9 protein-coding genes and 1 pseudogene are annotated in these 13,851 nt (G+C 44.0%); 3 read left to right on the top strand and 7 right to left on the bottom strand.

All coding sequences use genetic code 11. The annotated features are described in order from the left end of the window. Positions 1–38: 38 nt before the first annotated feature. From truA to AAHK14_RS11500, 7 genes are all read right to left on the bottom strand, one after another. Complete coding sequence (gene truA, locus AAHK14_RS11530; RefSeq protein ID WP_065255585.1) at positions 39–845, bottom strand: tRNA pseudouridine(38-40) synthase TruA; 807 nt, start codon at positions 843–845, stop codon at positions 39–41. A 6-nt stretch (positions 846–851) separates the two neighbouring features. After that, positions 852–1,823: an asparaginase domain-containing protein gene (locus AAHK14_RS11525; RefSeq protein ID WP_194092513.1), complete on the bottom strand. Its 972-nt coding sequence runs from the start codon at positions 1,821–1,823 to the stop codon at positions 852–854. A 107-nt stretch (positions 1,824–1,930) separates the two neighbouring features. Further along, positions 1,931–3,898, bottom strand: coding sequence for a FimV/HubP family polar landmark protein (locus AAHK14_RS11520; protein WP_065255583.1), 1,968 nt, complete (start codon positions 3,896–3,898; stop codon positions 1,931–1,933). A gap of 58 nt (positions 3,899–3,956) precedes the next feature. Further along, entirely contained in the window at positions 3,957–5,417 is a 1,461-nt protein-coding gene (locus AAHK14_RS11515; RefSeq protein ID WP_065255582.1) for a FimV/HubP family polar landmark protein, read from the bottom strand. 239 nt (positions 5,418–5,656) lie between these two features. Next, the gene (asd, locus tag AAHK14_RS11510) at positions 5,657–6,796 is read right to left on the bottom strand and encodes an aspartate-semialdehyde dehydrogenase (protein ID WP_065255581.1); all 1,140 of its coding nucleotides are present in this window, start codon (positions 6,794–6,796) and stop codon (positions 5,657–5,659) included. Positions 6,797–7,532: 736 nt separating this feature from the next. Further along, a complete protein-coding gene (locus AAHK14_RS11505; protein WP_065255579.1) occupies positions 7,533–7,907 on the bottom strand; it encodes a PIN domain-containing protein in 375 nt (124 codons plus the stop codon). Continuing rightward, positions 7,894–8,109 carry a hypothetical protein gene (locus AAHK14_RS11500; RefSeq protein WP_065255578.1) on the bottom strand — a complete coding sequence of 72 codons (216 nt, stop codon included), beginning with the start codon at positions 8,107–8,109 and terminating at the stop codon, positions 7,894–7,896. Before AAHK14_RS11500 ends, AAHK14_RS11505 begins: the two co-directional genes overlap by 14 nt. 165 nt (positions 8,110–8,274) lie before the next feature. Here AAHK14_RS11500 and AAHK14_RS11495 point away from each other — a divergent pair, with 165 nt between their 5' ends. From AAHK14_RS11495 to ttcA, 3 genes and pseudogenes are all read left to right on the top strand, one after another. Then, on the top strand, positions 8,275–9,522 hold the full coding sequence (locus AAHK14_RS11495; RefSeq protein ID WP_065255577.1) for a mechanosensitive ion channel family protein: 1,248 nt from the start codon (positions 8,275–8,277) through the stop codon (positions 9,520–9,522). Between the two features lie 237 nt (positions 9,523–9,759). Next, positions 9,760–12,123, top strand: a pseudogene (rlmKL, locus tag AAHK14_RS11490) (bifunctional 23S rRNA (guanine(2069)-N(7))-methyltransferase RlmK/23S rRNA (guanine(2445)-N(2))-methyltransferase RlmL); the annotation flags it as partial. 642 nt (positions 12,124–12,765) lie between these two features. Then, a complete protein-coding gene (gene ttcA / locus AAHK14_RS11485) occupies positions 12,766–13,851 on the top strand; it encodes a tRNA 2-thiocytidine(32) synthetase TtcA (protein WP_065255575.1) in 1,086 nt (361 codons plus the stop codon).

Here is a 13,851-nt window from a genome sequence, read left to right as displayed (position 1 = left end):
GCGGTATTATAGTAGAAATTGCATAAAATAGCAATGGATTACTCTAATAAACCAAGCCACAACGGGGTCAAAAGCTGTTTTGGCAGTAGCTGTTGAAATTTATCAGGATAATAAGCGTTGATAAAATACAGCCCGTCCGCATCTGCCGTGGGTGGCAGTAGTGAGCGGTCTTTGGTGTCGATGAGTGCAGGCAAAGCATCAATGTGGAGCCTGCCTGTGCCAACCGCAAAAAGCGTGCCCATGATGTTACGCACCATGTGGTGCAAAAAACCGTCCGCCTGAATGTCTAACACAAGATACGCCCCATGTTTAAATAGATGGATATGATGAACGTCTCGGACAGGTTTGTTGGATTGGCACATGGATGAGCGAAAACTGCTAAAATCATGTGTGCCAAGCAGAAGCTGGCTGGCTTGTACCATGACATTGACATCAAGGGGTTCATAAAAATGAGTGACTTGATGGCGTAAGATGGCAGGGCGATAGGGTTGGTTTAGGGTGATGTAACGATAACGGCGAGCGATGGCACCAAAGCGTGCGTGAAAGTCATCAGGCATGGGCGTGACCCACGTTAAGGCGATGTCGTCGGGCAGTAGGGTGTTTACGCCACGAAGCCACTGGTGGGGCGTGCGATGGGCGGTGGTGGCAAAATGAGCGACCATATTACCTGCATGCACCCCTGCATCAGTGCGACCTGCGGCAATGACTTCCACAGGCTCGTTGGCGACCTTGGAGATGGCGTATTCAAGGCGAGCTTGAATGCTGTCCACTTCTTGCTGACGTTGCCAGCCTTTATAATGCGTGCCAATGAACTCAATGCCAATGGCGTGGATTATCATGCTCATCACCAATCACCAGTTATCAGAACATAAGGCGTTATTTACCGCCAGCCATAAAAGTCGCCCATAGATGGCAGGAATGCTCAATTTGCCCCCTGACCACACATGATGAGCATATTGCCAAGACCCTGCGGCATAAGTGGTGCTCACTCCATGAAAAGGACACATGGTGGTGCATATCACAGGGATGTTTTGCTCATGCAGTCGGTCAAGCTCGGCGATAATAGCATCACTTTTGGGTAGGTTGCCTGCCCCATAGGCGATAAGGATGACAGCGGTGGTGTTGTCATCGATATTGGCTAGCTCTTGGGCGATGTGGCTTGTGTCATTAGGCAATAAAAAAACGCTTTTGATGTTGGCGGTATTGGTGTGATGTTTGATGATGTCAAAAGGCTCGGGGCAGACTGTGGGTAATGTCAGGCTTGGATGACTAACGTGTGTGCCATAAAAGGCATTAGGATTGAGACTGTCTATTTTTTGAGTGTTGTCCGCCCAAAAGGTTTGGTGGCAAAACTGCACAAACACACCTTGATGGGTTTGGCTGACATTGATGGCATCTGATAGATTGTGCCAAGCATCGCTGGTATCATCTATGTGATAAGCAGGATTATCTGCCACAAGTAGTGGATTCATGCTCCCTGTAATCACCAAGGATAGGTCGCTGTCGGCAAAGGCGTGAAATAAAAAACTTGCCAAAAAACTTAGGGTATCCGTGCCTGTTATCAGTACAAATCGTCTGGCACCTTGCTGATGGGCGGTGCGGATGAGTTCATAAAAATGGGTAAAGTCAGCAGGGGTTAAGGTGCTACTGTCTTTAATGCAGTCATTATCCAAAATGACTTGTCTGCTGTCTAATCGGCTGTTTAATAAATTTTGTAAAACAGGTAAAAACTCATGGGCAGACAAGGGCGATAAAGGCGTGCCATGACTGCCAAAAGTACCGCCAGCATAAATAAGATGAATGTCGTCTGATTGATAGAGCATGATAAGCTAAGTGTAAAATGATTGGGCAAATCATAGCATGGTTTTTATAAAAAAGCAAAAAAGGCACATCGTAAGACATGCCTTTAATTGTGTTGTCAAGTCGTGATTTATGCTAACTGAGCCAGTAATTCACGAGCGTTTTGTTGCTGAGCGGCACTGCCTGTTTGTATCACTTCATCAAGCAGACGTTTGGCACTGTCGTACTCGCCAAGATCAAGATATTGTTTGGCAAGATTGAGTGTTACCCCTGTATTATCAAGATTATCAACAAAGCTCAGCTCAGATGGCACCCCTGCTGTTTGGGCGGGTTGTTTTGCCACAGGGGATTCGGTGGCTACTGGCTGAGCAGGTGGTGTGGCTCTTGGGGTGGCTGTTGGAGCGGTGGCTGCTGGTGTTTCAGCAAAATCAAAACCGCCAAAATCAAGGTCGCTCGTCTCGGTGGCAGGTGCAGGTGTTGTATCAAACACCAGCTCGTTGGCATCAAATGCCAGTGTGGCATCTTGTACTGGTGCAACTGGTTTTGATGGTGCAGGTTGGGTTGTTTGCGTGTCCAAACCTAGGTCAAAACTACCGAAATCCAAGCCATCATTAGTATTGGCAGGGGTGGGCTCGGGTGTTGGCGTATTATCCAAACCTAGGTCAAAATCAGCAAAGTCAGCACTGGGGGTAGCAGGTGTGGGTGCTGGTTTGACGGCAGGCTCAGGCTCACCAACCAAGCCAAAGTCAGCATCCAGACCGTCAAAATCCAATCCGTCATTAGCACTCGTTTGTGGCGTAGGTGCTGTTGGGGTGGTTTGGGTGTCAAATGACAAGTCAAAGTCGCCAAAGTCTGATACGTCAGCTTGGGGTGCTGGGGCAGGAGCTGGTATGGTAGGTTGTGCAGGAGTGGATGACAAGTCGGCATCAAAATCAAAGTCGTCAAATGCCAAATCATTAACAGGTGCAGTGGTAACTGGGGTTGCAACTGGCTCGGGTGCCAAATCAAAGTCAAAACCTAAGTCGTCAGAGCTGTCGGAACTGGCACTTGGAGTTGGTGCAGGAGCAGGAGTAGGAGCGTCAAAGTTAAAATCAAACGCATCTAACTCATCGGAGCTTGGGGCTGGAGCTGTTTGAGCAACTGTACTTGGTGCTGACGTGGTGTCAAAGTCAGCTGATAAGTCGCCAGCTAATCCACCATCCAAACCGGTGTCTAAATCGCTACCCAAGTCTTGGTTGAAACCATCATCTAGCGTATCAAAATCAAGGGTCGGCTCGCTGACTGGTGGTGTGCTTGATGGTTCGTCAAAAGAGAAATCATCAAAATCTAAGGTAGGCTCTTCCAAGGCAGGCTTTGCGGTAGACTGTGGCTCTTGGGACGGAACGTCAAAACTTAGGTCAAAATCATTGTCAGTAACAGCAGGTTTGGTTGATGGTGCTGGATCTTGTAATGTATCAAAATCAAAATCAAGTCCATGAACATTATCATTAGAGACGGCAGGGGTGGGAGCTGGTGCCATGGGGGCAGGCTCAGGTGTCTCAAATTCAAAGTCAAGACCGCTGTCAAAGGCGGTGGATGTCTGGTTGTGTGTAGCGACTGTTGCAGCAGCAGGAGCAACCACAGCTGCAGTTTGGGCAGGTGTCGGCTGTGGCATTGGTGCAGGTGTTTGAACTGTCGCACCAGTCATCTCTTCTTCTAGTAGAGATTTGCAAAAATCAGCTTCACGAATGGTCTCGCCATCGGCAATCTCGTGAATTTTTTGATGAAGTTGATTAAAGGCGGCAAACTGTTTAGTAACACCATAAGTTTGTAGTAGTTTTAGCATGGCACCGTTATGACGCGGATTGGTCATCAACACGCGTTTGAGCTCAGCTATGGCTTCTTGATAATTTTGGTTGCGAATGTGTGCATCAGCCGTGGCAAGCTCATCAGTAGCGGTGGGTGTGGGTGCAGGTGCCACAGGAGCTTGCTGAGTGGGCAAGTGGGCTTGTGGGCTGGCAGGTAGTTCTGATTTTTGGGCTTGTAGTTTTTTTAATACAAAAAATGCCACAATACCAATTACAACAACAGCACCAATGGCAATAATAATGGTTTCCATAATAACTCCAATTTGACAAGCCTGCTTGAACAGGCTTGGTGGGTATTACCCTTGTTAATTATTGTTTCTCTTTGAGATTTTTTAGACGATTTTCAAGTTCGGCAAGCCTTTGGTTTTGCAACTGAACTTTTCTGGCAGCTGATGAGAGCTCTTCGTTTAGGCTATTGACACGTTTGGCGTTATTGGCAGTTTGCTGACGTGTATTTTTAAGGGTGCCTGCCAAGTTACCACCACCTGCTGTTGTGTTAGATGTAGGTTTGCTGTTGGTGCCTGTGGCACTGCCTTGTTGAGTAGGTGTTACCAAGGTCATTTGAGCTCTTGGTAGTGCTTTTTGAGCGGGCTTGGCGGTCACTTGACTGCCACGTCTTGGCGTGTCATTTCTGGTTTGTCTTGCTGTGCTACTTCTGCTTGCTGATTGTCTTGCGGTAACGGCCCGCTCTCTGCTGGCACGTCTGGCTTCAATCGCTTCGGCAATCGCTTTTTGTGATGGCACAACTTGATAGCTGGGTAGGTTTAAGTTGGCACTTGTTTTGAGTTGGTTGATGTTGCCTTTGTTAAAAGCGTCAGGATTGGTTTCATGGATGGCAGTCATCACTTCATTAACACTCATGTTGTTTGCTTGTGCAATGACGTTCGCAATACTCCACAAGCTATCGCCTTGTTGCACAACATAAGTCGCTTGACCTGACTGGGATTCGGTAGGTGCTGTTGTTTGGGTTTGCTCAGGTTGTGATGCGGGTTGTTCTGCCATGGTGTCTTGGGCGATGAATGGCTCATCAAACGTTGGAGCGGTAGGCATCGGCGGTACTTGCCCAGCAGGGTATACACGACGCACTATCTCTTCGGTTAGGATATCAACTTGTCTGTTGGTGCCTTCAGGGGTGATTTGTGATAATACCGCTTCTTCTTTGGAGATGATGTTGCCTTCACTGGTGCCTATGGCAGTGGGTACGGGTTCAAGCACAGGGGTGCCTTGAGTAATGACCTGTGTTATTGGTTCGTCAAACTGCATGAAGTCATCAGGTGTTTCGGTGATGGGACTGGTTTCGGGTAGGTTGGGTCGGGTCTCAGCGGTCACTACCTGCGTTACTTTGTCTTCAGGTAGGGTGAAAGCATTGGTGGCAGGCAAAGGCATGAGCAAGGTCTGTGGCTCAATGATTTGCTCGCCGTTGTTATTTAAGTTTAGTACGACATCAGCAAAGGGTGTGCTGATGGGTTGGTTGGAAGTTAGGGTGATTTGACCTGCGTTGTTTGATGTGGGTGTAAAACTCACCGAAATCTGAGCATCGGGGCTAAGACCCATCTGGCGATAGATGTCGTTACTGGCGACAGATGCATGGAAGTTTGCCGCATCAATATTGGTAACATTTATCGTGGCAGATAAAGGCTCATGTTGTGCCGATGTGATGTTGGCTTGACCTAGATTCATGGCAGAAGCATTTAGGCTTACCATACCAAACAACGAAGCAAGCACTGCTTGATAAATAAAAGTAGTGCGGTGAGTTTTATGCCAAGACATAGTTATCCTTTAAAGGGTTGTCAATAATGAATAAAAAGAGACCGTCAAATAAACGGTTTTATGGTGCATTTATAACAAAATATGGCAAAAAATGCTAGCTTATTTTGATAATTTGCAAATATATGGTATTAAAATGTAGGCAAGCGGTAAGATTTTTGCAAAACTTTACAATATCTGCAAAAACCAAAACCGCTCAACCTAACAACATTCTGCTTGGGTAGGCTAAGCAGGTTTAAGGGTTAAATACGCCCTTGAATGATGGCAAGCATACGGCGAAGTGGTTCGGCAGCCCCCCACAGTAGTTGGTCGCCCACGGTAAAGGCAGTCAAATACTCGCCACCCATGTTCATCTTACGCAGACGACCGACCGCCACATTTAGCGTACCCGTTACCGCCACAGGGGTTAGGCGTGCCATGCTGTCGGGTTTGTTGTTGGGGACAACGTCAAGCCAAGGGCTTTTTGCATCAATCAGAGCTTGTTCAATCTCGTCAAGGGCAATGTCTTTTTTGAGTTTGATGGTCAAGGCTTGGCTATGGCAACGCATTGCCCCGATACGCACACAAATACCGTCAATATTGATAAGTTCGCTGTCGGCTTTACCTAGGATTTTGTTGGTTTCGGCTTGACCTTTCCACTCTTCACGGGATTGACCGTTATCAAGTTGACTGTCAATATAAGGGATTAGGCTACCTGCAAGCACCGCCCCAAAATGCTGTTTGGGAAACTCATCCGAACGCTGAGTGTCAGCGATGGTGCGGTCAATCTCCAAAATGGCAGATGCAGGGTCGGCAAGTTTGTCTGCCACGCTATCACGCAGTACACCCATACCAGAGATAAGCTCACGCATGTTGTTGGCTCCTGCACCGCTTGCTGCTTGATAAGTCATGGCAGACACCCACTCTACCCAATCACGACGGAACAGCTCGCCGATTGCCATGAGCATAAGGCTTACGGTGCAGTTACCACCGATAAAGTCTTTTTTGCCATTGGCTAGAGCATCATCGATGACGTTGCGGTTAACTGGGTCTAAGATGATGATGGCGTTGTCGTCCATACGCAGTGAGCTTGCCGCATCAATCCAGTAACCATTCCAACCGCTTTCACGCAAGGCAGGGTGTACTGCTTTGGTGTAGTCGCCCCCTTGACAGGTGATGATGGCATCACATTTGGCAAGCTCATTGATGTCGTTTGCGTCTTTTAATGTGCTATCGCTCTTGATTTTGCCACCAAAATCAGGGGCGTTGCCACCTGCATTACTGGTTGAAAAAAACACAGGAGTGATATGCTCAAAATCATTTTCTTCAATCATGCGGTTCATGAGTACCGAACCAACCATGCCACGCCAGCCCACAAGACCGACAGTTAATTTATCTGCCATAATTAACACCTTAAATTTATTAAAAAGTTGTAACCCATAACTATGCCTTTTTTGGGCAAAAAAAGCAAGTGTTTTTGTTAAATTTCATAAATTTTCCAGTAAACATCAGTAAAACTGATAAGTTTTCACACAAATGTCGGCAATCGCTTACAAAATTTTAGGCATTTTACCAATGGTCAGCGATGGGCAGAATTTTTATAATACACAAAAATATGGTGATAAAATCGATGATAAAATCAAGAAAAAAACCAGGATAATAGGAACTAAATCGCCGTTAGGAATGGCAAGGAAAATTCATTTTAATCTTACCCACACCCAGCTTAGTGATAAGCTGGGTTTATTTTTGTGTGGTTTGGGGTATGTCTGTTTTTGGCGTGTGTAGCAGTACCGTCTCTGCCATGCTAAAAGGCGTATTGTCGGCATTGTCGCAGGCGTGGTAATTGGACTTGATAAAAAGGGCGAAAATATTCGCTCTTTTTTATGTTTATCAAAATTTATTTAACATAATCCTAGTTGAATTTTTGGTAGGTAAAATTGGTAGGGTAAGGGGTTATAATCATTTAACTTCAAAATACACTAATTACAGTGAGATGCGTATTACACACCCTGCTATAAGATAAATAAATTTTTTAAAACTTAGCATTGGTGCAAATCGGGGTTAATTGGCTATGTAATTCACTATCTGTAAAATCTGTTTAATATTATCATTAATTAACATGATCAAAAAATAAAATTATTAGAAGTTATTCGTCTCTTTTAAAAATTTATTCTTTAATCCATTATCTACGGTTAATAATTGTAAATCATCAACAAGAGCCGTTGCCAATACAATGCAGTCAGGAAGTTTTATTTTATGGCGTTTTCTAAGTTGAATGGTGGTGTGTTTAATATCTTGGCTGATATCAATGCATTTAACTAAGCTTAAAAATTGAGTTAGTTCTTTTTCATCTTGTGGGCTAATGCCATGATAGCCAAGTAATTCCATATAAGTAATCACACTAACCGAGCATTGCTTTAAGCTAATGTTTTGCATTAAAGATAGGGCGTGTTCATCGCCATTATAAATCCCTAAAATAAAACAAGTATCTAGCAGGTAATTATTGCCATTCATCACGCATTGCCTTTTGAATGTCCGTAGGATTGCCTTGAAAACTGTTTAATTGTTTATTCTTGATAAAATCTGCCAATAGCATTTCATCAGGATTACTGGCTTTTTGTAAAATCGAAATTGCCCATTCATTGGCACTCATGCCCTGTTTTTGAGCTTGAATGGCAATATTTTGTTCTATAATTGGGGGAATGTCTAAAATCATGGCATGCTCCTATGTCAAACGTTTAATAAAGTGTTGTTAATCATTGGTATGATGATTATACCCAATAAAACGCTTTTCGGTCAATATTTGGCTAAAACTCTTTTTAATATCATAGGCTTTATGTTATAATTCACAAACCCTATTCATTCTACCACATCTTTGCTGATGTGGTTTATTTGTCGGTTGCTATCGCCCATTTTATCATCGTCCATTCGTCAGCTCATGAACCTACCCCATTTTTTTGAAAAAATCCTAAATGATTTGTACCAAAGCGTGTATGTGTCGCTTGGCGGTTCGCTCGAAGATGAGACCCTAAACTGGACAGAGCGGGGCATGGCTTTTGCCAGTATCAGTATTAAGATATTGATTTTATTGGTTATTATTGGCTTTTTTTATTGGCTGTTGGTCTATTTATTAAAGCATTGTCGCCGTCCGCTACACCTATCACAGCGTCATGTTTGGATTGCTCGGGCGGTGCTACGCTATACATGGTTTGTGGCGAGCTTGCTTGCGGTGATGACGCAGATTGGCACGCAGGCAGAGACCATTAAGGCAACGGCAAAAGCGGCGACTTGGGCGGGGTTTTATTATGTGCTGTGGGCGACCAGTGGGCAAATGGTCGCCAGAGTGTTACGTTACTATGAACTCAATGCGTCCATTGAACAACTGCTTAAAAACTTGATTTTGGTGCTGATTATCGTTTTTGCTTTGGCAAGCGTACTCGCCCAGTTCGGTTTTGATATTGTCTCCTTAGTGGCAGGTTTGGGTATTGTGGGTTTGGCAGTGGGTTTTGCCGCCCAAAGCACGCTTGCCAACTTCATTGCGGGCATTACCATTTTGATAGAACAGTCGTTTCAAGTGGGCGACTGGATTCGGTTGGGTGATAAAGAAGGGCGAGTGGTCAAAATCTCCCTGCGAGCCACGCAAATTCTTGACCGTGATAACATCATTATCATCATTCCTAATTCGACCATGTCATCATCGGAAGTGATTAACCTAACGTCCAAAAAGATGATAAGATTTGATGTCAAAGCAAGAATTGGTTTATATGATGATGTCGCCCACGCCAAAGAAATCATCATCAAAACATTAAGTAAAGATGAAGTGATTTTAAAACACCCAGCCCCTATGGCGACCGTCAGTGAAGTGGGCGAATATGCCATTTATTTTATTGTGCGTTTTTGGGTTGCTCCATTATCGGTTGCCCGTATTCCGATTATCAAAGAAAACATCAATGAGCGTATTAAACGAGCCTTAGATGAAGCAGGATTTGAAACTCCTTATCCTTATCAAGAGATATTATTTAACCGCTCAGATGATAAAGAAAAACGCTTAGCAGTAATTCATCAAGTATTAGATAAAAATATCAATGATAAAGAAGAAGATGTAGAGAGTGCTATAAAAAAGCAATAACAAGTAATAAAAGTTAATTTAAATAAATTGATGTTATTTATACAATTATCTGTGATTTAAATTGATAATAACAAACAACCATTTTAACAATGACATCAACATCATTTACTTGACCTATTTTCCTTTAAAATCCCAAAAACAACAACCGCCACTACCACACCTGCCCCAAATTATGCTATAATACTTGGTTTACCCAAACCCCCTTACCAAAATTCTTACAAAGCCTAAGCCCACACCATGCCAAAACTACCCTTCGCCGACTTTACCCCCACCGCCTTTGACGTTGTCATCACTTGTGCGGACGGTCTTGAAAATGCCTTATTGATAGAGCTTGACTTATTTGGGCTAGTCGGGCAGGTTGTGCGGACGGGGCGTGTGCGTGTGGGCGTGTCGCTTGCCGACTTTTACAAAATTTGCCTATATAGCCGAGTGGCAAGCCGTGTGTTACTGCCCATTGGCGAGTATTATTTTCGCCAAAAAACCCAAACCGTAAACCAAGTGCGTGAAAGTGGCGGTAAAAAAACCACTCGCACGGTAGAGACCAAAGTCATTGACGAAGACGTACCCACCGCCTTGTATGAGTTCGCCAGTCGTTATGATTGGACAAGCGTGTTTGGTGTAGAAAACACCTTCGCCATACGCCTATCCACCGACAAACGCCTGTCGGTAAACCAACAATTTGCCACCTTGCGTATCAAAGACGCTGTCGCCGACTGCTTTAACAAAAAATTAGGCGAGCGACCAAACGTGGATAAATCCCCCGATTTTCACATTTACGCCCACGCCACAGGTGAGCTTGCCGAGCTGTATTTGGACTTATCAGGCACAAGCCTACACCGCCGTGGCTATCGTGTGGCGAACACGGACGCTCCTTTAAAGGAAAATTTGGCAAGTGCGTTGCTTTATGAATGCAACTGGCACAAGGGCGAGCATACCGCCATTATTGACCCCATGTGTGGCTCTGGCACGCTCATTACCGAAGCCTTGCTCATGAAAACCGCCTACCCTGTGGGCATTGACAAAAAAGCAAGCGATTTTGGCTTTTATCATTGGCAACACCACGATGACGAGCTGTGGCAAACCCTTGCTAGTAAAGCCTTGGACGAATTTCATGCCAACCTTGCAAGCCTAGAAAAAGAGATTATCAAAGGCGACTTTACCGCCCTTGCCCTAGACGCTGACGCTCATGCCGTGCGTGCCTGTCACAAGAACCTGATAGCGTCCGCCCTTGCCCCCATTGCCGAGTACGTCCGCCTAGAACAGCGATCGCTTGCCACCGCCAAAGCCGTGCTGAGCGAGCTTGCCACCGCCTATCCGCTTGTCATCACCAACCCCCCTTATGGCGAACGGCTGGGCGAGAGCGATTTTATCAAGCCTTTGTATCACGGCTTGGGGCTTATCGTGGCGGACGGTTTACGCCATGTGGGGCGTGCAGACATGGCGGTGCTGGCAAGCCACATTGAACACGCTGACACCTTGCCGATTAGCGAACCAAACACCCTAAAATGCCACAACGGGGCATTGACTGTCTATTTTCGTCATGGGGCGGTAGAATTTGCCAAAACCGACCGTTTGGCACATGAATTGATTGTCAATTTTAATAAAAAAGAAATTGATAATCCTGACAGCCAAGAATTTATCAACCGTTTACAAAAAAATATCACAAGCCTAAAAAAACACGCCCAAAAAAACAATATCAGCAATATGCGAATTTATGACGCTGATTTGCCCAATTATAATGTGGCGATTGATATTTATGGCGATAAAATTCATGTCCAAGAATACGCCCCGCCAAAACAAATTCCCACCGATATTGCCAAAGCCCGTTTTAATTTGGTATTATCTGCCATTCGGGATATTTTTAATGTTCACCGTGAAAGCATTTTTATAAAAACCCGTATGCGACAATCGGGCAATGACCAATATACCAAAAACACCAAAGACGATAATCAAAAGTCTAAAAAAATGTATGTCGCTCATGAGCATGGGGCGTATTTGTATGTGAATTTTACTGATTATTTGGATACGGGGCTATTTATTGACCACCGCAATATCCGTGAAATGATAAAAAATGCCAGTCGTGGCAAAAATGTCTTAAATCTATTTGCCTATACTTGTACCGCCAGCGTGCATTCGGCAATGGGCGGAGCAAAATCGGTAACGAGTGTGGATTTATCCGCCAATTATTTAAATTGGGGCAAACAAAATTTTGCTCTAAATGGGCTTGATTTGACCGCCAAAACCCTAGACGATACACCAAAATATCAATTCATCGCCACCGATGTATTTGACTGGCTAAAAAATAACACCGAACAATTTGACGTGATATTCATTGACCCACCCACTTTTTCCAATTCCAAAAAGTTTAAGGGAACATTTGACGTACAAAGAGACCATGTTGCCTTGATTAGCCGTGCCATGAACCGCCTTGCCCCAAATGGCGTGCTGTATTTTAGTAATAACTTTACCAAATTTGTGTTGGACGATGAAGTCAAAGCCCGCTATGACGTAACGCCAATCACCGATAAAACCATTGGCGTGGATTTTAATCTTAAAAAACCCATTCATCAAAGTTTTAAAATCACGCACAAAAATCAAATGATGAAAGTTTATGAATTTGAAAGTGCATTTGATACGGTGAATGACGATTGGCAAGATGAAATAACGGCTTATCATGATAATTATAGTCATGACAAAAACAATGATAAAAAAGGCGAGATAAAACATTCAAAAGGGCGAGAATTTAAAAAGTCTTTTGATAAATCTTTTGAAAAATCGTTTGATAAAAAATTTGATAAATCAGACAATCCACGATTTAAAAAAGATGACAAAAAAGACAACTTTAAAAAAGATAATTTTAAAGGTGGTTTTAGAGATAATGGCAAAAAGTCATTTGATAAAGACAAATCTTTTAATAAAAAATTTGATAAATCTGATAAACCATTTGATAAAAGACAAACAGGTAAAGACAGATTTTATGATAATGAACCTGCTAAATCAGATAAGCCAAAAGTACGCTATGAAAAGATTGACGGTAAATTGGTTGCCATACCCATTGACAACACCCAAACCAATCAATCGGGCAAACCCAAAAAATATACGGTAAAACCAAAATCATGATTTAAAAATAGATTTAAAAATGGTAGGTGCGTACCACACACCAAATAACCGTTTTTTATTGGAATGTAGGGGCGAATTGCAATTCGCCCAATATTAAACCAAATATAAATTTGAGAAACAGCCATGACCGACAGCCAAACCTTGAACGATGACATTTCAAACCAAGAAATTCTAAACGATGTAGAAAGCCATTCTGAAATCATTCACGCCCTATCTGCCGACAGCGAGCGAGAGACGGACACGGACGGCGATGATGAGCATGACTTTGATGACGGCATCAAATCCGCCCGTTTCAAGAAACTACAAAAGAAACTGCGTAAAGAAGTGTCGTGGGCGATTCGTGATTTTAACATGATTGAAGACGGCGATGTCGTCATGGTGTGTATCTCAGGCGGTAAGGACAGCTTTACCTTGCTTGATATTTTGCTGTTTTTAAAACGCATTGCTCCGATTAACTTTGATGTTGTGGCGGTCAATCTTGACCAAAAACAGCCCAATTTCCCCGAACACGTCCTGCCCGAATACCTATCCAAACAAGGCATTCCGCATTATATCCTAGAAAAGGACACGTATAGTATCGTAAAATCAGTCGTGCCAGAAGGCAAAACTTACTGCTCGGCTTGCTCTCGCCTAAGACGTGGCTCGTTGTACGGCTTTGCCAAGCAGATTGGGGCGACCAAGATTGCACTTGGTCATCATCGTGATGATATTTTGGCGACTTTCTTTTTGAATTTGTTTCATGGCGGAAGTCTAAAAGCCATGCCCCCTAAGCTGTTATCCGATGACAAACAAAACGTGCTCATCCGTCCGCTTGCCTATGTTGCCGAAAAGGATATTATTAAATATGCCAATTATAAGCAGTTTCCCATTATTCCTTGTGGGCTGTGTGGCTCACAAGAAAACCTGCAACGGGCGATGATAAATGATATGCTTCGGGAATGGGATAACGCTCACCCAAAACGCCTAGCCAGTATGTTTAAAGCCTTGCAAAATGTCGCCCCAAGTCAGCTTGCCGACCGTGAATTGTTTGATTTTGAAAGTCTAAAAACCGAGCGGACGGACGATGAACGGCTCTTTGAAGGCGATAATATCCAAGTGGGCGTGAGTGAAAAACTTGCCGATATTGGCTTGCCAACCGCCCCACAAGTGCAGACCTTTAACCCAAAATTTAGCAACAAAATCCCAACGATAAATCCTGTGTTGGATTGA

This window comes from Moraxella sp. K1664 (assembly GCF_039693965.1).
Classification (GTDB): domain Bacteria; phylum Pseudomonadota; class Gammaproteobacteria; order Pseudomonadales; family Moraxellaceae; genus Moraxella.
This window is presented reverse-complemented; position numbering and strand designations above follow the sequence as displayed.

Excerpts from the sequence above, each read along its gene's own strand:
- truA (WP_065255585.1), bottom strand. The coding sequence starts at position 845 with ATGAGCATGATAATCCACGCCATTGGCATTGAGTTCATTGGCACGCAT.
- AAHK14_RS11525 (WP_194092513.1), bottom strand. The coding sequence starts at position 1,823 with ATGCTCTATCAATCAGACGACATTCATCTTATTTATGCTGGCGGTACT.
- AAHK14_RS11520 (WP_065255583.1), bottom strand. The coding sequence starts at position 3,898 with ATGGAAACCATTATTATTGCCATTGGTGCTGTTGTTGTAATTGGTATT.
- AAHK14_RS11515 (WP_065255582.1), bottom strand. The coding sequence starts at position 5,417 with ATGTCTTGGCATAAAACTCACCGCACTACTTTTATTTATCAAGCAGTG.
- asd (WP_065255581.1), bottom strand. The coding sequence starts at position 6,796 with ATGGCAGATAAATTAACTGTCGGTCTTGTGGGCTGGCGTGGCATGGTT.
- AAHK14_RS11505 (WP_065255579.1), bottom strand. The coding sequence starts at position 7,907 with ATGAATGGCAATAATTACCTGCTAGATACTTGTTTTATTTTAGGGATT.
- AAHK14_RS11500 (WP_065255578.1), bottom strand. The coding sequence starts at position 8,109 with ATGATTTTAGACATTCCCCCAATTATAGAACAAAATATTGCCATTCAA.
- AAHK14_RS11495 (WP_065255577.1), top strand. The coding sequence starts at position 8,275 with ATGTGGTTTATTTGTCGGTTGCTATCGCCCATTTTATCATCGTCCATT.
- ttcA (WP_065255575.1), top strand. The coding sequence starts at position 12,766 with ATGACCGACAGCCAAACCTTGAACGATGACATTTCAAACCAAGAAATT.